General features: G+C 50.4%; 19 protein-coding genes, 1 tRNA gene and 1 pseudogene. 10 read left to right on the top strand and 11 right to left on the bottom strand.

Annotated elements, in window-relative coordinates; translation table 11 throughout:
- Nucleotides 1-2: 2 nt before the first annotated feature.
- Nucleotides 3-1,676: a ShlB/FhaC/HecB family hemolysin secretion/activation protein gene (locus tag AWR26_RS16370; protein ID WP_064569040.1), complete on the bottom strand. Its 1,674-nt coding sequence runs from the start codon at nucleotides 1,674-1,676 to the stop codon at nucleotides 3-5.
- A 365-nt stretch (nucleotides 1,677-2,041) separates the two neighbouring features.
- On the opposite strand from AWR26_RS16370, the gene AWR26_RS16375 reads away from it, so the two are divergent.
- Nucleotides 2,042-2,719, top strand: a complete 678-nt coding sequence (locus AWR26_RS16375) for a hypothetical protein (protein WP_064567415.1) — start codon at nucleotides 2,042-2,044, stop codon at nucleotides 2,717-2,719.
- A gap of 233 nt (nucleotides 2,720-2,952) precedes the next feature.
- On the opposite strand, the gene AWR26_RS16380 is transcribed toward AWR26_RS16375, so the two are convergent.
- Together AWR26_RS16380 and AWR26_RS16385 are read right to left on the bottom strand one after the other, a co-directional pair.
- On the bottom strand, nucleotides 2,953-4,524 hold the full coding sequence (locus tag AWR26_RS16380; protein WP_064567417.1) for a methyl-accepting chemotaxis protein: 1,572 nt from the start codon (nucleotides 4,522-4,524) through the stop codon (nucleotides 2,953-2,955).
- A gap of 381 nt (nucleotides 4,525-4,905) precedes the next feature.
- Nucleotides 4,906-5,166 (bottom strand): NAD(P)H-dependent oxidoreductase, encoded by a 261-nt coding sequence (locus AWR26_RS16385; protein WP_322790460.1) that lies wholly within the window; start codon nucleotides 5,164-5,166, stop codon nucleotides 4,906-4,908.
- Nucleotide 5,167: 1 nt separating this feature from the next.
- Between AWR26_RS16385 and AWR26_RS16390 the strand changes: the two are divergent.
- Nucleotides 5,168-5,476, top strand: a pseudogene (locus AWR26_RS16390) (helix-turn-helix transcriptional regulator); the annotation flags it as partial.
- Between the two features lie 187 nt (nucleotides 5,477-5,663).
- Here the strand turns inward: AWR26_RS16390 and AWR26_RS16395 are convergent.
- Nucleotides 5,664-5,751 (bottom strand) — tRNA-Ser (locus tag AWR26_RS16395).
- Nucleotides 5,752-5,892: 141 nt separating this feature from the next.
- Entirely contained in the window at nucleotides 5,893-7,521 is a 1,629-nt protein-coding gene (locus AWR26_RS16400; RefSeq protein WP_064567421.1) for an ABC transporter substrate-binding protein, read from the bottom strand.
- Nucleotides 7,522-7,794: 273 nt separating this feature from the next.
- On the opposite strand from AWR26_RS16400, the gene yccA reads away from it, so the two are divergent.
- Entirely contained in the window at nucleotides 7,795-8,454 is a 660-nt protein-coding gene (gene yccA / locus AWR26_RS16405) for an FtsH protease modulator YccA (protein ID WP_064567423.1), read from the top strand.
- A gap of 88 nt (nucleotides 8,455-8,542) precedes the next feature.
- Entirely contained in the window at nucleotides 8,543-8,872 is a 330-nt protein-coding gene (tusE, locus tag AWR26_RS16410; protein ID WP_064567425.1) for a sulfurtransferase TusE, read from the top strand.
- Here tusE and yccX read toward each other — a convergent pair.
- From yccX to AWR26_RS16425, 3 genes are all read right to left on the bottom strand, one after another.
- Nucleotides 8,869-9,150 carry an acylphosphatase gene (yccX, locus tag AWR26_RS16415; RefSeq protein ID WP_007374194.1) on the bottom strand — a complete coding sequence of 94 codons (282 nt, stop codon included), beginning with the start codon at nucleotides 9,148-9,150 and terminating at the stop codon, nucleotides 8,869-8,871. The two genes, tusE and yccX, sit on opposite strands and share 4 nt — an antisense overlap.
- 218 nt (nucleotides 9,151-9,368) lie before the next feature.
- Nucleotides 9,369-9,857 (bottom strand): M15 family metallopeptidase, encoded by a 489-nt coding sequence (locus AWR26_RS16420; protein WP_064567427.1) that lies wholly within the window; start codon nucleotides 9,855-9,857, stop codon nucleotides 9,369-9,371.
- A 35-nt stretch (nucleotides 9,858-9,892) separates the two neighbouring features.
- Complete coding sequence (locus AWR26_RS16425) at nucleotides 9,893-10,699, bottom strand: hypothetical protein (RefSeq protein ID WP_064567429.1); 807 nt, start codon at nucleotides 10,697-10,699, stop codon at nucleotides 9,893-9,895.
- Nucleotides 10,700-11,094: 395 nt separating this feature from the next.
- Between AWR26_RS16425 and rlmI the strand changes: the two genes are divergently transcribed.
- Together rlmI and hspQ are read left to right on the top strand one after the other, a co-directional pair.
- Nucleotides 11,095-12,285 carry a 23S rRNA (cytosine(1962)-C(5))-methyltransferase RlmI gene (rlmI, locus tag AWR26_RS16430; protein WP_043954005.1) on the top strand — a complete coding sequence of 397 codons (1,191 nt, stop codon included), beginning with the start codon at nucleotides 11,095-11,097 and terminating at the stop codon, nucleotides 12,283-12,285.
- Nucleotides 12,286-12,345: 60 nt separating this feature from the next.
- Nucleotides 12,346-12,663: a heat shock protein HspQ gene (hspQ, locus tag AWR26_RS16435; RefSeq protein WP_007374192.1), complete on the top strand. Its 318-nt coding sequence runs from the start codon at nucleotides 12,346-12,348 to the stop codon at nucleotides 12,661-12,663.
- A gap of 29 nt (nucleotides 12,664-12,692) precedes the next feature.
- Here hspQ and AWR26_RS16440 read toward each other — a convergent pair whose 3' ends face one another.
- Entirely contained in the window at nucleotides 12,693-13,106 is a 414-nt protein-coding gene (locus AWR26_RS16440) for a CoA-binding protein (RefSeq protein WP_064567431.1), read from the bottom strand.
- A 136-nt stretch (nucleotides 13,107-13,242) separates the two neighbouring features.
- Between AWR26_RS16440 and mgsA the strand changes: the two genes are divergently transcribed.
- Entirely contained in the window at nucleotides 13,243-13,701 is a 459-nt protein-coding gene (gene mgsA, locus AWR26_RS16445; protein WP_064567433.1) for a methylglyoxal synthase, read from the top strand.
- Between the two features lie 26 nt (nucleotides 13,702-13,727).
- On the opposite strand, the gene helD is transcribed toward mgsA, so the two are convergent.
- Nucleotides 13,728-15,782: a DNA helicase IV gene (gene helD / locus AWR26_RS16450; protein WP_064567435.1), complete on the bottom strand. Its 2,055-nt coding sequence runs from the start codon at nucleotides 15,780-15,782 to the stop codon at nucleotides 13,728-13,730.
- A gap of 122 nt (nucleotides 15,783-15,904) precedes the next feature.
- Between helD and AWR26_RS16455 the strand changes: the two genes are divergently transcribed.
- Nucleotides 15,905-16,351 carry a YccF domain-containing protein gene (locus AWR26_RS16455; RefSeq protein WP_064567437.1) on the top strand — a complete coding sequence of 149 codons (447 nt, stop codon included), beginning with the start codon at nucleotides 15,905-15,907 and terminating at the stop codon, nucleotides 16,349-16,351.
- Between the two features lie 17 nt (nucleotides 16,352-16,368).
- Nucleotides 16,369-18,498 carry a YccS family putative transporter gene (yccS, locus tag AWR26_RS16460; protein WP_064567439.1) on the top strand — a complete coding sequence of 710 codons (2,130 nt, stop codon included), beginning with the start codon at nucleotides 16,369-16,371 and terminating at the stop codon, nucleotides 18,496-18,498.
- Here the strand turns inward: yccS and AWR26_RS16465 are convergent.
- The gene (locus AWR26_RS16465) at nucleotides 18,492-19,112 is read right to left on the bottom strand and encodes a TfoX/Sxy family DNA transformation protein (protein WP_064567441.1); all 621 of its coding nucleotides are present in this window, start codon (nucleotides 19,110-19,112) and stop codon (nucleotides 18,492-18,494) included. The genes yccS and AWR26_RS16465 overlap by 7 nt on opposite strands.
- A 218-nt stretch (nucleotides 19,113-19,330) precedes the next feature.
- Between AWR26_RS16465 and sulA the strand changes: the two genes are divergently transcribed.
- Entirely contained in the window at nucleotides 19,331-19,840 is a 510-nt protein-coding gene (gene sulA, locus AWR26_RS16470) for an SOS-induced cell division inhibitor SulA (RefSeq protein ID WP_064567443.1), read from the top strand.
- Nucleotides 19,841-20,019 lie beyond the last annotated feature (179 nt).

Below are 20,019 nucleotides of genomic sequence, written 5' to 3' on the forward strand. Positions count from 1 at the left end.
CCTTAAAACGTGACAGCAACGCGCCAGTTAACACTGACGTGATCGGGGCCGAGCCAGTCGGGGTAATGCAGCGGCGTGCCAACGGAGATCTGGCTGGCGAACCAGCGTCCGGCGCTGCCAAGCCCTGCAGACGCGCCCCACAGCGTGCCGGAGGCGTAGCGATCGAGCCGGTCTTTTTCCAGCCAGCCGCCATCCACCGCCGCCGTGGCGCTGATCTGCCCGAACAGAGGCAACGTGAACAGTACGTAGTTGAGTTCGTTGCGCCAGTAACCGCCGTTGTCGCCGGAGAGATACTGTTCTTTAAAACCGCGCACGGAGCTTTCGCCGCCGAGCGTCAGGCGTTCGCTGCCGTAGAGCCTGTCCGGCGACCACTGCGCATACAGGCTGGTGAGCCAGACGATGTCGGCGCTGAACGGGCGCTGGAAGCTGGCGCTCAGGCTCCCTTTGCGGAACTGCGCGCGGGGTTCATCGCCACTTTTGCCTTCGTCGGTTGCGGCGTTAAACCACGGCATGCCGTGGCTGAAGGTCGGGTTGAAGGTCGCCACACCGCCCAGTACTTTCTGCGTATGGCTGATGCCCAGTTGCAGGCTGGAGAGATTGCGCGTGCTGCTGACCAGCGGCGCGTCGTTGAGCCAGTTGCGCGAGGAGCGCTGTGTGACGCCGGCGGTAAATGCGGTTTTGATATTGCCGTTGCGGAACACCACCCACGAACCGTTCAGGCGGTGCGTTTTGGTGTCACCGGTGGAGATCCACGGAAAGCCCTGATTGATAAGGGTGGTGCGGTAGTTGCTCCAGGCATAGCTGTAATCGAGCAGGCCGTAACCGTACGGCATGCTGAACCCGGCCTGAAAATTTTGCGCGTCATAGCCAGTGGCGAAATCGCTGCTGCGCCCGCCGCTCACCTGCCACTGCTCCGCCAGCCCCAGCAAATTACTGGCGGTCAGCGAACCATTTAATTGATCGTCACCGGTACTTTTCTGCCCGCTGTTATCCAGCGAAACCGAAGCACTTAACGGAAATTCCGGCGTGGCGGTTAAATTCACGCTGGAATAACCCGGTTCACTGTCGGGAACGATATCGATCTGCACCGGTTCACGCCGCAGACGATTTATTTGTTCCATCCCCTGTTCGATATCCCGCAGATTAAGGATTTTCCCTTCCAGGCCAGGGAAAACCATTTTCAACATGCGCGGTGATTCCCCCTCCAGCAGGATATGGCGTAATTTCCCTTCCAGCACGACAATGCGTAATTCGCCGTGCGATAAATCCTGCTCGGTGAGAAAAGCGCGGCTGGTAATATATCCCCGGCTGATATACCAGTCGGAAATCGCGGCGGTCAGTTCGGTTATTTTCGCCATATTCAGGCACTGATTCTGCCAGGGCGCAGTCAGTTTCTGCTGCGCTTTTTCGCTGATAAGCGTCACGCCGGAAAGGATGATGGTGTGAATATCAAAACAGGGGCCAGCGGCCTGCGGGGCAGACGTACTCTGGCCTGAGCGCGGCAGCGTGGTGCTGCGCTCCAGTTCATCACGCTGCTGCTGGCTCTGACGAAGCAGCTGTTCCTGCTGTTGACGGACAGCGTCACGGTCTGCCGGAGATAATGGCGCCGCCTGTGCCGTAAACGCGAGTAATAAAAAAAGAGCCGAACTACGAATGTAATTCAACGGTGATGTCATCCCTGCCATAAAGCAAATTAATCAATGAGTGTGTTTTAATTCTCCTTTTTAAGGATGTTACTAAAGACAAAAAATAACAACAATTAATCCAACCGAAAAACAGATTTTATATTCACAAGTTTTACTTTGGGCGCTAAATTTATATCACCATTACACTGACCCATTGAATTAAATCTTGTCTATTCGTGCTATTTTGCCACTAAAATAATTAACAGAAAATAAAACTTAACGAAAATTTCTTATAAAGATTTTAGTGTTGCTGCCGCTAATGAGATAACGCGTCCCGGTGTTGAGAAACCTTGCCGGGCAATTTAATAAGCAAACGATTGATGCGCGTTAATTTTAATAATAGAGAAAGGGAAAACATGAAAATTCAGTTTTTGATTACCGGTGCCTTATCCGCAGCATTGTTAAGCGGCTGCGCAACCAATACGACGTCTCATGCAGTGACCGCAAGTAACGGCAGCAAAGTGAGTGTTGACACCATGTTTGCCACTCCCCAAATGAACAACAACCTCAATCCGGATCCTCTGCTACGTGAGGTCTCCCCCGTACAGTCAAGCGCCGGGATGGGGCTTGCCGTACTGGGCGCGGTTCTTGGCGGAGGGGTGAAGGGTAATGTGTTCGATAAAAATACCTATAAAGGGACCTCTATTGATACCATGCGTGAACCCACCGCACGCTATTTAGCGCCGAAAGCGGAGGCCAAAATTCACGACTGGCTGGAAAAAAATGGCGGCGGTTACGCCTATCAGGAAACGCTCTATATCGCAGCAACTCAGTGGTCACTGATTTATACCGATATGTCAGCCAAAAACAGCAATTATGATCTCACCTACCGGGTGCAGTTTTTTAAACGCCCTGAAGGTGGAAACGCCTTCAGCGCTAATATCACTGCTGAATGCGCACCGCCGGTGAAAACCGCGCCGTTAAGCGACTGGAAAGCCAATAACTACGCGAAAGTCAGCGAAGAGACGCAGAAAATGATGGATGCCTGCGTGCTTGAACTGGAGAACCAGTTGCCTCGTCTGCTGAAAAAATAAAGGACCTGGGCGCAGGATATTTCACAGGTGATATCCTGTCGCTCGCTGACAAATCGCGCCGCACGTCTGAAATTGAAAGCGCAGTGCATTTGCCAACGCACATACACATGATGACGTGATAACCACTCTGTCCCCGAAAATAGTGCGTTAAGAATGACCTTAATCTTATCCGGTGAAAGAAACAGCTCTCTTTCACCGGTGAAGATTAATTAACTCGTTAACGTGTTGCGCTATCAGGCATGTTGTGGAATCCGGAATACGCTGACCAGATCTTGCATGACTCTGGCCTGTTCGTTAAGCATCTCAGAAGCGGCAACCGATTCCTCTACCAGCGCGGCGTTCTGCTGCGTCGTCGTATCGATCTGCCCGATGGCAATATTAATTTGATGAACGCCATCGCTTTGCTCAAGGCTGGCCTGCTCGATTTCTCTTAGAATACTGGTGACGCTATCGACATTTTGTACCAGTTCATCCATTTTTCCGTTTACCTGTCGTACCATCTCCAGCCCGCGAACGCTTTGCTGCGTTGAGTTCTCAATCAACGTCCTGATCTCCTTCGACGAATTGGCCGTTTTCTGGGCCAGATTGCGAACTTCCTGCGCCACGACGGCAAACCCTTTACCATGTTCACCCGCGCGCGCCGCTTCAACGGCAGCGTTAAGTGCCAAAATATTGGTCTGGAAGGCAATGGAATCAATCAGATTGATGATGTCAGACATTTTATCTGCGGAGCTGCTGATATTCTGAATCTCTTGCGTTAACGAAGCCATCAATTTTCCGTTATCCGTCACCGCATTACTCGCTCTCGCCGAAAGTTGTGAAGCATTCGCCGTATTATCGCCAGTATTTTTTACCGTTGCGGAAATCTGTTCCATTGACGATGCAGTCTGTTCGATAGAGCTGGCCTGCTCTTCCGTACGGGCTGATAAATCACGGGTTCCGGCCATAATTTGAGACGCGCCGGTCGCAATATTTTCGGCTCCGCCACGTATTTCCGTGACAATTTTTATTAATTCATCCTGCATATGAGAAATAGCGCTGGTCAGTTGCCCGGTTTCATCTTTTGATGTCACCTTTATCTCTTCCCCAAGATTGCCTTCGGCGATACGCGTAGCAGCTTCAACCGCATGTTTAATCGGAATAACAATAGCGCGTGAAATAACAATCGCCATGGTGGCGCCAAGAATCAGGCAAACTATCGCGATAATAATCATGACCATTTTTGACGTACTATAATCATGCAAAAAATCAGTATATGACGATTGCATTTCATCTCGCTGGAGATTGATAAAGGCATTAATTTTATCAATGTACTGCAATTCTTTTCCGCGCGTATTATTGGTATATTCCTCAATTGCTGAAACAGGATCTGACTGGATATTTTGTATCACCTTATTACGCGACTGGATATATAGCTTTCGCATGTCCGTAACATTGACTAAAAGCGCCTGGGATGCTGCATCGTCTGCCGCCGTGTTGAGCTGTTTATAGAGTTCGTTGATTTTTTCCGATCGTGCAGTCACTTCCTGCATTAACTGGCTTTGCTTTTGCGGATTTTTCTCTATTAATGCATTGAGGAACAGAGTCGTTGATGTATTAACTTCTCTGATAAGATTATTGCCCATTGCCGTGGTGGGATAATCCTCCGTGACAATTTTTGAGATCTTATTTTTGGCTTCATCCAGTCGATATAGCGCATTTCCGGCAATGAAAGCCAGTAACACGATCAGAATACCGAACGAAAAAATAATCTTATTTCTGATACTTATACCTGTCGGCTTTACTATGGTAGCTTTGTTTTTCATTATCTTTCCTTAGTGAATTAATAAGCACACCAACTGCGCAGTCGCAGATGGCATAGAAAAATATCGGCAGGATAATGATTTCTCTTAGGTATTGATCGGAATAAACTTCAAAAAACACCATTACGATAGGTGATAACTATCAGAAAAGGGGCGATCGATCGTTTATTTATTTCTTATCGCTCGTCAATAAATAATTTAAAAATATCCCCCTCAACTTATCCAAAAATATTGATGAATTGGAAGATGCTTTCCGATGTTTTGTAAGTAAAAAAATAAAGTGAAATCTATCAGATTGCGTTTTTTCTTGCTTAAGAAGAACCGTAAACCCTGAGAAGCCTGAAGGCGATTCTCAGGGTTACGCTATGTAAGCTATTTATTCCCTCATACTAAATTAAACTTTTGCAGGGTGTCGTTAATAGAAGCAATCGCGCTGGCAATTCCTTGTTGTTTAATCTCCTCACCTTTTGAGGCTCCTTCCGCGCGAATAAACCCGATATCACTGATTCCCAGAAAACCAAAAAACGAAGCCAGATAGTTTTCCTGAAAATCCATGCTCTGAAGCGGCGTCTGATGGTAAAAACCACCCCGCGCGGATACAACGATAACTTTTTTACCGCCAGCCAGCCCAATGGTGCCAGATATTGTTCGTTACCAACACATCGCTATCTCCGTTGAGCAACTCGCCGCACAACTGAATATGTCTTCACGAACGTTGCACAGGAAAATGGGGGAATTGTCTCAGGAAACGCCCAAAAGTTTTATCACCCGGGCGCGCATTGAAAACGCAGCCGTGTTGCTGGAAAAACCGGGAAAAACGTTAGCGCAGATTGCCGGCGAATGCGGTTACAGTGACGAAACGGCCTTTCGACGCGCCTTCATTAGCGTGATGGGCATGTCACCCGGCAGGTATAAGGAGTGGATTAAACAAAGAAGCGGCTTACAGCAGCCCTGATACAGGATCTTTCCAGCCGCAGGAAGAGCCTGTTCACAGCAGGAACGGGAAAATTTCTCGATGGCTGGATATCCCTTTTCACGCTGACGTAAAAGGAAAATGAGCGCGGGAAGGGAGAATTTCTCAGGCGAGTAGACAGGAGCCAGAAAAACAAAGGGGTTACCTTTCGGTAACCCCTTGTTTAATCTGGCGGAAGCGCAGAGATTCGAACTCTGGAACCCTTTCGGGTCGCCGGTTTTCAAGACCGGTGCCTTCAACCGCTCGGCCACACTTCCGGAATGAGGCGCACTATAAACATCCCCGGGGCGTCTGTAAAGACTGAGAATGTTTGTTTGCCTGAAAAACAATCAAAAACGTGTTATTTGTCTGAAATATCAGCGTTATGATCGTTTATTCAGCACACTTCCCGGCAAAACTTAGTGTTTCTTGATGTACAAATCTTTTGTCTGATAGACACCAAGGCTGTCAGGCGCAAAACCTCCAACCCACGGTTTCACCAGATGTGTACGCACATAATGGTAGACCGGAATGGCCGGAACATCCTGGGCGAGGAGATCTTCCGCTTGCTGGTAGTATTTCCCACGTTCAGCAACGTCCTTCGCTTTCGCCGCATTTTGCATCGCTTCGTCATACGCCGGATTGCTGTACTTGCTGGTGTTTTCGCTGTCGCCGGTACGGAAGTTATTCAGGAAGGTCGCGGCATCATCATAGTCGGCAATCCATGCGTAGCGTACCGCATCAAAATTACCGGTATGCATGGTATCCAGCATGGTTTTCCACTCCTGATTTTGCAGCTTCGCTTCCACGCCGAGGTTTTTCTTCCACATTGAACTGGCGGCAATGGCAATACGCTGATGCGTCTCCATGGTGTTATAAAGCAGATTGAAGCTCAGCGGATGCGACGCGTTGAACCCGGCTTCGCTGAGCAGCTTTTTCGCTTCGGCTATCCGCTTTTCACGCGGCCATGACGCATAATCCGGCGACGCGATTTTCACGCCGCCGATTTGCGGCTGGCTGATAACCCAAGCCGGACGCTGCCCCTGCCCCATCACTTTATCGGCGATGATGTCCTTATCCAGCGCCATATTCAGCGCGCGGCGTACGCGCGGATCGTTAAACGGCGCTTTGGTGGTATTAAACTCGTAATAATAGGTCGCCAGTTGCGGTGCGACATGTACCTGATCGCCCAGCGTTTTCTGTAATTGCGCGAACTGATTCACCGGAATGGTGTAAGTAATATCGATTTCACCCGCTTTGTAGCGGTTAACATCCGCCGTTTCGGCATTAATGGGCAGATAGGTGACTTTATTAATTACCGTCTGTTTGTTGTTCCAGTAGCGTGCGTTGCGCTCGGCAACGATGCGTTCGTTGACCACCCAATCGGTGACCTTATACGCGCCGCTGGTAACGATATGCTCCGGTTTGGTCCATTTATCGCCAAAACGGTTAATCAGCACCGGATCGACCGGCACCAGCGACGGGTGCGCCAGCATCGCCAGGAACGCGGCCGTTGGCTGCGACAACGTGACTTCCAGCGTTGAATCATCCAGCGCTTTTACGCCCAGCGTATCAGGCGATTTCTTGCCTAATGCAATCTCCGCCGCATTCAGAATGTGCATGTTGCCAGGATAGCTGGCGTAAGGCGATGCGGTTTTCGGATCGACCAGACGCTGCCAGCTCCAGACCACATCTTTCGCGGTGATGGCGGTACCATCTGACCAGGTGATGCCCGGACGCAAATGGAATACCCAGACCGTGTTGTCCTTGTTCTCCCATTTTTCCGCGAGGCGCGGTTCGATGGAACCGTCATTCCTGACTGCCACCAGCCCGTCGAAGATATCGCTGATAATATTAAATTCGACGTCGCTTTCTACTTTATGCGGGTCCAGTGAAGAGGGCTCGCTGCCATTGTTACGTACCAGTTCCTGTTTTTCTGCCAGTACAGTTCCCGCTGGCACGGTTGCGGCAAACGCGCCACTGCATGCGCTCAGAATGCCGACAGCCAGCAGAGAAAGTGCAATATGATTACGTGGTTGTGGTTTCATGTCCTTTTCACCTTATTCATTTATAGTATGCCGACGCGTTAACACTCTTAGCGCCCAACGATTTATATAGCAATAGATTTCAGTGACATATAAGACACCAATATGGTTATGCTTCACATTAATCCCTTTATGCTGCCTGGAGCACATTTCTTCGCAGGAAATATTGTGCTGGTAACCTTGCTTTATGAGTAAAGATGGGTAAAACAACTTTGTTACAAAGCCAGTCTTTTCTAGACTCGGCAAACAATTACATCTGTCATAAGAGAGTGACTCATGGATCGTATTATTACTTCATCGCGTGACCGGAGTTCCCTGCTCAGCACGCACAAAGTTTTACGCAATACCTATTTTCTGCTCAGCCTGACGCTGGCGTTTTCCGCTATCACCGCCACAGCCAGCACTGTACTGATGTTGCCTTCGCCGGGGCTGATCCTGACGCTGGTGGGGATGTACGGTTTGATGTTCCTGACCTATAAACTGGCCAACAAACCAACCGGTATTCTGGCGGCGTTCGCCTTCACCGGTTTCCTGGGTTATATCCTTGGGCCCATCCTGAACGCCTATCTGTCAGCCGGTATGGGTGATGTGATCGGGCTGGCGCTCGGCGGTACTGCGCTGGTGTTCTTCTGCTGCTCGGCTTACGTGCTGACCACGCGCAAAGATATGTCCTTCCTCAGCGGTATGCTGATGGCGGGCGTAGTGGTTGTGCTGATCGGTATGGTGGCAAACATCTTCCTGCAGCTACCGGCACTGCACCTGGCAATTAGCGCCGTGTTTATCCTGATTTCCAGCGGCGCGATTCTGTTTGAAACCAGCAACATCATTCACGGCGGCGAAACGAACTATATTCGCGCAACCGTCAGCTTGTACGTGTCGCTGTACAACATCTTTGTCAGCCTGCTGAGCATCCTCGGTTTTGCCAGCAGAGACTAAACGGCACTGCTTTGCAACAAGCCCCGCTTATGCGGGGCTTTGTTTTTTGCTACACTGCCGCCGTTGTTGGCTGACGTTGTGAAAAACTATGTTGATGTTTGAAGGCAAAGAAATTGAGACCGATAGCGAAGGCTATCTGAAAGATACCACCCTCTGGAGCGAAACTCTGGCAGAGGTTATTGCGCAACAAGAGAGCATTTCACTCTCCCCGGAACACTGGGAAGTGGTGCGCTTTGTGCGCGAATTTTATCTGGAATTTAATACCTCGCCGGCCATTCGCATGCTGGTAAAAGCAATGGCGAATAAATTTGGCGAAGAGAAAGGCAATAGCCGCTATCTGTACCGCCTGTTCCCGAAAGGCCCGGCAAAACAGGCGACGAAAATCGCCGGCCTGCCTAAACCGGTGAAATGTATTTAATAGCGGATACCAAAGTTCGTCCATTCTCTGCCGGGTTGATGCGGTTCAGTCAGCACTCTGTCAACCCGAGCGCTGCGCGGTCCCCCCGCTTTCAGCCATGCTACCAGTTTGTCAACGTTTTCTGCTTCTCCGCAAGCCACCACCTCGACACTGCCGTCGTCCAGATTACGTGCATATCCCGTTAGCCCCAGACGCTGAGCTTCATGCTGCGTGCTGTAACGAAAGCCGACGCCCTGCACCATTCCGTGTACCCAGGCAATTGTGCAAACTTGTGTCATCTTGTTCCCCTTTCTGTGCTGGCGCGTTGCATTTAACCGGTGAACCCGTGACAATAGCACCCATTTTCTTCAGTTTACAGAATAGCCGAATATGAGCGTACGTTTAATGCTGGCAAGTGTGCACGCCTTGCGCAGGTGTCGATTATCTCTGGTCACCTGTCTCTATATCGCAATATATTTTTCATAACGCCTCAGGCTTCAACATCATGTTATAAAAATCAACTATAAAACTGGCTCACTTCATAATGCATGGGATCCGGGGAGGTGAAGTTATTTCCCCAAACAAAGCCATATTTTGCAAAAATGGGAGCAAGAGGCGCTGATGTGATCCCATTCCCGCCATCCCCTTGATTAATATCAATAGCAATACCAAAGGCGTGGTTTGAAGGAAGCGAGCTAAATACACCACTGGTGGGTCTGCGTAATCTCATACTAAAAACACTATTAAATTCTTTGATAACATCTAACAGGCCAGCTTGCTCAATTTCAATAAATGCATCAAGAAGTTGTTGATGTGCTTTTTTGTGAAAATAAATATCAGACAATAAATTCAACCTCCCGACAAGTTGAGGGATATGAATTGTAGCAAGATCATGAAAATCAAACCCAGCGGTGAATTTTATATCATCGCCAAAAATTGCTGGCGTGTGCGCAGTTGTATAAAAAACATCACCAAATAAAGGATGATTATAAGAATAATCAGACATGATAATTACCTCACAGAGTTAACATTACAAATATATTATTTTCCAGAAACAGCGGCTGTACATAAATTTAAGGCGTCGATAATTTTTTGTTTACTTTCCTGCATATTCTCTTTATACAGTTCCTCAGGGCTTTTCGCTCCTTGAATATGGGGCCCGGTAGTAGTATTTTTCCCCTTGCCAATCATCTGTTGAAAGGCCGTTAAATCAGGGGTCATCAGTGACACCGCAGCTTGCTTATTCTCAAGCGCGTAAGTGACATCTTGCATTTTCCGGTATTCATATTGTCCAATCTCTCTGGCGAAATCGGTATCTGACATATATTCAACGACCTTAACATCAAGGAGCTCCAACGCTGAATAGATACATTGTGCGGTTTCAGCCGCACTTTTATAATTATAAATCTGCACACTGTATTGGTATCGTTCTGGTACCAATACAGTACCCGCTGCCACGCCACCACCCACCCATGCAGTTGTTGTTGCACCACTTACCCCAGCGATTAACGCCGTTAAAGTGCCAAGAAAACCAATCTCGCTGGTTACATAGGTTTGTGAAACCAGCTTTAAATATTTCTCGTGCCATACATCTCGATATGCAAGCGCAAAGCTGAGCATATTAGTATACGTCTGAGGAATTTCTGGCAAAATTTTTTGCTTAGCCAGATTTTTCCGCTCACTATTTGTGTCATTACTACTTTCACATTGTTTTGAATCCTTAGCGCATTTATTGAGTTGCGATTGTTTTTCCACATCATATTGACTGGGTTTAGCTACTGGCAGAGGATAATAATTAGAACACCCACCCACAGTTAACAAAAAAGAAAAAAATAGTTTTCTTTTCATTTTTAAAAGACCTGACAGAGGTTTTTTTAAATTATTAGCGAAGAATGACTTTTTTCAATCATCACTCTGACCATTCAGATAAAAATCATGGATTAGTTTTAGATTTGACTTATCGGCGATAAAAAACAATCAAATGTGAGGTAATCATAACGAGCTTATTCTGGGTAGCGTTTAAAAATAGCTATAAAACACCACAGATTAAAAACACTAATGATTTATAGAGCATCTGAGAATAAATATCGCTCTTTCCAGATTGCAGGCAGATGATGATTGCGATATCAGGAAAAGCACACATATCAACGTTTACAAAGCCTGAGATTACTCGAACTCGTTGCATTTCCCTGAACTAACCCGGAAAATGACGCCCAATTCTTAGCAATAAAGCATAACAAATTATGAGCGTACGTTTAGTGTTAGCCAAAGGGCGCGAGAAATCGTTGCTGCGCCGTCATCCCTGGGTTTTCTCCGGTGCAGTCGCACGGATGGAGGGCAAAGCCAGCCTCGGAGAAACCGTTGATATCGTCGATCACCAGGGCAAATGGCTGGCGCGTGGAGCGCTGTCCCCTGCCTCGCAAATTCGCGCTCGCGTCTGGACGTTCGATAAAGATGAAAGTATTGATATCGCTTTCTTTACGCGTCGCCTGCAACAGGCTCAGCAGTGGCGTGACTGGCTGGCGCAGCGCGACGGGCTGGACAGCTATCGCCTGATTGCCGGGGAATCCGACGGGCTGCCCGGCGTGACTATCGACCGCTTTGGTAATTTCCTTGTATTGCAGTTGCTGAGCGCAGGCGCAGAATACCAGCGTCCGGCACTTCTCTCCGCGCTGCAAACCCTCTATCCGCAATGTTCTGTTTACGATCGCAGCGATGTCGCTGTGCGTAAAAAAGAGGGGCTGGAACTGACGCAGGGCCCTGTTCTCGGTGAGCTGCCGCCTGCGTTGCTGCCCATCGAAGAGAACGGCATGAAGTTGTATGTCGATATTCAGGGCGGCCATAAAACTGGCTACTACCTTGATCAGCGCGACAGCCGCCTGGCGACCCGCCGCTATGTCGCTGATAAACGCGTTCTGAACTGCTTCTCCTATACCGGCGGCTTTGCCGTTTCTGCGCTAATGGGCGGCTGCCGCCAGGTGGTTAGCGTGGACACTTCCCAGGAAGCACTGGATGTGGCGAAACAGAACGTCACGCTCAACAAGCTTGATCTGAGTAAAGCCGAGTTTGTCCGCGATGATGTGTTCAAGCTGCTGCGCAAATACCGCGATCGGGGTGAAACCTTCGATGTGATCGTGATGGACCCGCCGAAGTTCGTTGAAAACAAGAGCCAGTTGATGGGTGCATGTCGCGGTTATAAAGACATTAACATGCTGGCGATTCAGTTACTGAACCCGGGCGGCGTACTGCTGACGTTTTCCTGTTCTGGTTTGATGACCACCGATTTATTTCAGAAAATCATCGCCGATGCCGCAATAGATGCAGGCCGTGATGTACAATTTATAGAACAGTTCCGTCAGGCCGCCGATCATCCTGTGATCGCTCCCTACCCGGAAGGGCTGTATTTAAAAGGGTTTGCCTGTCGCGTCATGTAACTTGAATTTTGGAGCCGCACCCTCATATCTGAGGGAACAGAAGGTTCCCGGGAGGTGACAATGATAGCCAGCAAATTCGGTATCGGTCAGCAGGTTCGCCATTCGCTGCTGGGATATCTTGGCGTGGTGGTCGATATCGACCCTGAATATTCACTTGAGGAGCCGTCGGCGGATGAGCTGGCGGTAAACGACGAGTTACGCGCTCTGCCCTGGTATCATGTCGTTATGGAAGATGACGACGGCCAGGCGGTTCATACCTACCTTGCGGAGGCGCAACTCACCAGTGAAGTGATGGATGAGCACCCGGAACAACCCTCAATGGACGAGCTGGCGCGCACCATCCGCAGACAACTCCAGGCGCCACGCCTGCGTAACTGAACATACCCCGCCGACTGCGGGGTATTTTTTTACTTCGCCAGGCCCAACCGGGGTATTTCAATCGCCGGGCAACGATCCATCACCACCCGTAATCCTGCCTCACGCGCTAGCACTGCCGCCTGCTCGTTAATCACTCCTAACTGCAACCACAGCGTTTTCGCACCAGCAGCAATGGCTTCCTGCGCCACACCCCAGGCTGCTTCAGAGTTGCGGAAGACATCCACCATATCGATTTTTTCCGGCACTTCCGCGAGCGTGGCATACCCCTGCTGCCCAAGCAGCGTCTTCCCGGCGACTTTGGGCGAAACGGGGATCACGTGATACCCCTGATCCAGCAAGTATTTCATCACGCGATAGCTCGGGCGGTCAGGCTTATCACTTGCTCCCACCAGCGCAATAGTCTGGGTCGATTGTAAAATATCGGCGATATCGGTTTCTTTCATGGTTTCCTCCGGGCGATTTCCCAAAGTGTACGTCAAACAGAGCCTCTCAACCATTTTCAGATTTTTTTATCTACTTCTCTTGCAGCATCAGGCGCTTCCAGTAATCTGTAGCGAAAATAACTGACGGGAACCGATGATGGAATCAACAACTCGCACCCTACCCGAGCGCAAACATATTGCGCTGGTGGCGCACGATCACTGCAAGCAATCGTTAATGAAGTGGGTAGAGCGGCACCAGCCGGTGCTGGCAAAACATGAGCTTTATGCCACCGGCACGACCGGTAATTTGATACAGCGTGCGACAGGGCTTGCAGTGAACGCCATGCTGAGCGGCCCTATGGGCGGCGACCAACAGGTAGGCGCGTTGATTTCAGAAGGGAAAATCGACGTGCTGATTTTCTTCTGGGATCCGCTGAATGCCGTTCCGCACGATCCGGATGTTAAAGCGCTGCTGCGCCTGGCGACGGTCTGGAACATCCCGGTAGCGACTAACTTATCGACGGCAGACTTTATTATCGCCTCGCCGCAATTCAACGACACCGTCGACATTCTGATTCCGGATTATCAACGCTATCTGGCCGAACGGCTGAAGTAAGCACAGGCGGCAAAGGCCGCCTGTAGTCAGGGTTTTCTTGCCTGAGGAACATCCAGCGATTTGAGGATATCGACAAAGCGCGACGGGTTTTCTTTATCAAATAGCAGCCAGACACGCTTACGCGCCCGCGTTAACGCCACGTACAGCAATCGCCGCTCCTCCGCATCAGGAAACGTTTCTGTCTGAGGTAGCAACGCCTGCTCCATAATCGACTCGCGTGCCGGCGCGGGAAAACCATCCTGCCCTTCATCCAACCCCACCACAATCACATAATCTGCCTGCTGACCTTTACTGGCATGAATGGTCATAAAATCGAGCTGCAATTTCGGCCAGCGGGTTGCCGCCTTCGTGAGACTTTCCGGTTTACGGTGATGGTAGCGCGCCAACACCAGGATGCGATCCTCGGGCGTCGCATAGCCGCTGAGTTTATCCAGTAAGGCGTCGAGCTGATCCTCAGCCATCAGCGTTACCGCATGTTTATCCCCAGCGGTCAGGCTGTTAAGCGGTTTCGCCAGTTGCCACGGGTTTTGCTGAATAAAGCGATTTGCCACTTCACCGATGCGCGAATTGAAACGGTAAGTGGTATCGAGCGCACAAAGATCGCCCTCGCCAAAGTAGTCATGAAACGCGGTGGTCAGCGAAAGTTGCGCCCCGCTAAACCGGTAGATAGCCTGCCAGTCATCACCGACGGCAAACAACGTAGTCTGCGAGTTTTGTTTACGCAACGCCGCCAGCAGCGCCGCTCGCTGTGGGGAAATATCCTGAAATTCATCCACCAGGATATGCTTCCATGGGCTGATAAAACGCCCTTTCTCCAGCACATTGATAGCCTGGTGGATCAGACCGGAGAAATCGACCGCGTTTTCCGCCTTCAGCGCTGCTTTCCATGCTTTCAATAGCGGGGCCATCAACTTAATACGTTTACTGAACAGGTCGCGCACTTCTTCTGGCGCGTCGGCAATCATTTCAGCCTGCGCACCGCCATGCATTCGCATCAGCCCGATCCAGCGATCGAGACGCGGCCCGATGCGGCGCTGGAGTTTGTCATTTTCCCAGAAATTGCCTTCCGGCACGTCCCAGTTCATCTCCTCTTCCAGCCATTGCCGCCAGCCTTTCGCCTGCGCTTTTTTCTCGCTGCATTGCTGACACCAGGTTTCCGTAAGCAGCGCCAGGCGCGCGGCAGTATCGTTCTCCAGTTCGCTCAGCGCAGGCACTTTTTTACTGCCTTGCTGGATGATATACAGCGCCAGCGCGTGGAAAGTCCGCGCGGTAATCTCTTCGGTGTGCAGCCGTTCGCGGATGCGCTCATCCATTTCCTGGGCAGCCTTACGGCCAAAAGCTAATAATAAAATCTGATCGGGAGCCGCCTCGCCGCGCGTAAGCAGCCAGCCAGCGCGAGCCACCAGCACGGAAGTTTTACCGCTGCCCGCTCCGGCCAGCACCAGCAGCGACTGTTCGCCATTCACTACGGCTCGCGCCTGCGAAGGATTAAGCGGAGAACTTTCTATCTGCTCAAAAAAGGCGGCATATTGCGTAAGCATCGCCTCGGTATAGGCCTTATTATGCTGCGCCCTTCGTTCTTCAACATCGTTCAGCCACGCCTGGCACTGCTGCCAGAGCTCGCGGCAGTTCTCAAATTCCGCCAGTCGGCTTATGGGCATAGGTAGCGCAGTAAAAGCCTGCTGCAACTGCTGTTGTAGCCCGGTAAGCTGTTTGCGCGTCAGCCATTTCGCCCGATCGACACGCCCGGCAATAAGCTCAAGCTGTTCCGATAGCACGCCAGCCGCCACTTCGCTCATCTCCGCGCCCCATTTACTCCAGCGCTCATTAAGATGGTGATAAAAACGTTGGGTCTCGCTCCACTCCGTGCCGTGAAGGCGTACCACTTTCTTATCGGCAAGCTGAAACTCCATCTCACCCCAGACCAGCCCGCGTTTGCACTCAATTGCCAGCAACTGATTAAAAGGGATAAGGTATTCATGCCGGTCACCCGTGACTTTAATGCCCGCGTTCAGAATTACCGCGCGATCGTACGGGTGCTGGGCTAACCGTTTTCCCAGTGAAGTCGCTTTCAGTTCCATGACTTATCGTTCTCAGCCTGTGACAATAAAAGTCAGTTTACCTGCCAGAGAATTGGCGCTCCAGTCCAAAAAGTCGTTACAATTGCCGGGATATACCACTCATAGGGTTGTTCTGAGGTTTTATGCGTACTGTTCTGAATATTCTGAACTTTGTTCTTGGTGGTTTTGCCACCACATTGGGCTGGTTGCTGGCAACCGTGGTCAGTATCGTGCTGATTGTAACGCTGCCGCTGACGCGTTCCTGTTGGGAAATCACGAAGCTCTCGCTTATTCCGTGGGGAAATGAAGCGATCCATATAGATGAACTGGAACCGGAGCGCCAGAATAGCCTGCTAAACGTGGGGGGAACGGCGCTGAATATCATCTGGTTTGTGCTGTTTGGCTGGTGGTTATGCATCATGCATATTGCCGCCGGTATTGCGCAGTGCATCACCATTATCGGCATCCCGGTAGGCGTGGCGAATTTTAAAATTGCGGCGATTGCGCTCTGGCCAGTGGGTCGTCGTGTGGTCTCTGTCGAAACCGCCCGCGCAGCCCGCGAAGCTAACGCCCGTCGTCGTTTTCAGTAACCGGACCGAATGCCGCTATGTTAAGCCCTCTGCTTCGTCGTTACACATGGAATAGCGCCTGGCTGTATAACGTCAGAATTTTTATCGCCCTCTGCGGTACAGCAGCGCTCCCCTGGCTGCTTGGCGAGGTCAAACTGACCATCCCTTTAACGCTGGGCGTCGTAGCTGCCGCGCTGGCCGATCTGGACGATCGCCTGAGCGGACGGCTGAAGAACCTGATCATCACGCTGATCTCCTTTTTTATTGCTTCCGCCTCCGTCGAATTGCTGTTCCCGTGGCCGTGGCTGTTTGCTATCGGGCTTGTCAGCTCCACCTGCGGTTTTATTTTATTGGGCGGACTTGGGCAGCGCTACGCCACCATAGCCTTTGGTGCCTTGCTGATTGCGGTTTACACCATGCTGGGGATTTCGCTTTTCGAGCAGTGGTATCAGCAACCGCTACTGTTGCTGGCAGGCGCAATCTGGTTTAACTTCCTGACGCTGGTTGGGCACCTGGTTTTCCCCGTTCGCGCTTTGCAGGACAATCTTTCACGCAGTTATGGACAACTGGCGCACTACCTTGAACTGAAATCACGCCTGTTTGATCCGGATATTGAAGATGAAAGTCAGGCGCCGCTTTACGATCTGGCGTTGGCCAATGGTCAGCTCGTTGCCACGCTCAACCAAACGAAAGCAACATTGCTGACACGCCTGCGTGGCGATCGTGGACAACGAAGCACACGCCAGTCCCTGCATTACTACTTTGCCGCGCAGGATATCCATGAACGCGCCAGCTCATCGCACATTCAATACCAGACGCTGCGCGAACATTTCCGTTACAGCGATGTGATGTTCCGCTTTCAGCGTCTGCTATCAATGCAAGCACAGGCCTGCGACAGGCTTTCACACGCCATTCTGCTACGAACGCCTTATCAACATGATTCCCGTTTCGAGCGTGCGTTTACGCATCTTGATGCCGCGTTAGATCGCATCCGCGCCAGCGGTGTGACGTCAGCAGATCATTTGAAAGCCCTGGGTTTTCTGCTCGATAACCTGCGGGCGATTGACGCACAATTAGCGACGATCGAAACGGAACAACCGCAGTCCCAGCTTCTGAATGAGACAGAAAATCAGTTAGCCGATGACAGCCTGAACAGCTTTAGCGATATCTGGTTGCGGCTACGCAATAATCTGACGCCGGAATCTGCACTTTTCCGTCACGCGGTACGTATGTCGCTGGTACTGTGTGTTGGTTACGCATTTATTCAGATCACCGGTTTACAGCATGGTTACTGGATCCTGCTGACCAGTCTTTTCGTCTGCCAGCCCAACTATAACGCCACCCGCCATCGCTTGACCCTGCGCGTCATCGGCACACTGGTAGGTGTGGCGATAGGTTTGCCAGTGCTCTATTTCGTTCCTTCCCATGAAGGACAACTGGTGCTGATCGTCATTACCGGCGTACTGTTTTTTGCTTTTCGCACCGTGCAATACGCGCATGCTACGATGTTTATCACCCTGCTGGTGCTGCTCTGCTTTAATCTGCTCGGTGAGGGCTTTGAAGTAGCGATTCCCCGTATCATCGACACTCTGATAGGCTGCGTGATTGCCTGGGCGGCGGTAAGCTTTATCTGGCCTGACTGGCGTTTTCGCCACCTGCCACGCGTGATAGAGCAGGCTCTCGATGCCAACTGCCGTTACCTCGACGCGATTCTGGAACAGTACCATCAGGGGCGCGATAACCGACTGGCGTACCGTATTGCCCGGCGCAATGCCTATAACCGTGATGCTGAACTGGCGTCGGTCGTATCCAATATGTCTTCAGAACCCGGCGCATCGCCTGAACTCCGCGATGTGGCATTCCGTTTACTGTGCCTTAACCACACTTTTACCAGTTATATTTCTGCACTTGGCGCGCATCGCGAGCAGCTCGCACATCCCGACATTTTGCATCTGCTTGATGACGCCGTCTGTTATGTAGACGACGCCCTGCATCACCTTCCTTCTGATCATGCGCGCGTACAGGAAACGCTAAGTTCCCTGTCGCAGCGCATTAAACATTTAGATCCACGCCCGGATAGCAAAGAGCCGCTGGTCCTTCAACAGATAGGCCTGCTTATCGCCTTATTGCCGGAAGTTTGCCGTCTGAAAAGCCAACTGGTTCAGTGAGGATTGGCCGTTTTCTTCATCACAATAGCGAACCACTCCATCAGTTCCTGGCGCGTTTGCGCCGGGAGCGCCGCTTCGTGCAATCCTACGATAGCGCCTTCCAGCGCCAGAAGAATTTTCACACCCAGATGGCGATTCGCTTTCCGCAGCCTGAGCCAACTGGCCTTAGCACCAAGAAGACGCAGCGTCTGTATATCCATAATTCCGGCATCACGAAGCTGCGTTTCGATCTGGAACGTCAGATTAGGGAGATCGCGCAGACGTTTTCTGGCGCTGCGCTGCACTTTTTCACGCCGGGCAGCATCGAGAGAATATGCCGAAAGTTCCAGCAGCATAGGGCGATCGTTCCATAACGCCTGATCCACAAAATAGTAATTTAACGAAACCTCCCGTCCTCGTTTGTTGAATATTAAAAGTGGCGCATGGTGCGTTATTGCATATTGAGTACTTTGTTCACAGGCCCGCAGGTAAAGCTCTCCTTCGGCCACCATCGCAAAAACCGTGTCGTCCACCGACAAGCTGTAACCGCCAAAATGAGCACGGTGACGAATTTCGCCAAGCGATGTCAGACATTCACATGATTGATGTATACACTGATAAGAAAGGTCTTCCATGATTTTTCCCTTATAAATCACACAGTAAAGCCACTACGATGTTAGCTGTTTCGTTAGGCAGGAACATAGGCAACTGTGAGCGGGACAGCAAGCGAATTTTACGTTGTGCGGTAAAGACAAAAACAAAAATGCGAGATAGTTTCAGAAATTGAGGTTGATCTTTGAACATTTAGAGGATACTGTATGTTTATACAGTAACTCACAGGGCTGGATTGATTATGTACACTTCGGGCTATGCTAAGCGTTCAACAACATTCGATTCCGCATTCACTACGTTAAATCATGCTGACCACTCCCGCAGTGTGTCCGGGCTTATTAGCGAAGTGGTTTATCGCGAAGATCAGCCAGGAATGACGCAGCTTCTTTTATTGCCCTTGTTGCAGCAACTCGGCCAACAGTCCCGCTGGCAGTTGTGGCTGACGCCACAACAGAAACTGAGCCGTGAATGGCTGCAATCCGTTGGTCTGCCACTCGCCAAGGTGATGCAAGTTAACCAGCTTTCACCTGACCTGACGCTGGAATCAATGATCCGTGCATTACGCACCGGGAACTATAGCGTCGTCATTGGCTGGCATGCGGAAGAATTAACCGAAGATGAACACCACCGGTTGGTGATGGCAGCAGAAGAAGGCAACGCGATCGGCTTTGTTATGCGTCCAGTACGTCATGATCCTCTGGCTGCGAGACAGCATTCCGGGATAAAAATTCACTCAAATTTGTATCATTGAGTAACTTTAAGAGTATTCCTGGGATTATTTTTGCCTGAAGCTTGCTTTTGCATTTTATCCGCCAAATACAGCGACAAAGCCTGTGTGGCGCGCTTTTCAGCCTCATCGCATCGGACAAAATATCAGCGGAATTGTTAAATATTGTGTATACAAAGCCTTTTTTTTCATATGCCTGACGG

The sequence above is a fragment of the Kosakonia oryzae genome, from assembly GCF_001658025.2.
In the GTDB taxonomy this organism is placed as follows: domain Bacteria; phylum Pseudomonadota; class Gammaproteobacteria; order Enterobacterales; family Enterobacteriaceae; genus Kosakonia; species Kosakonia oryzae.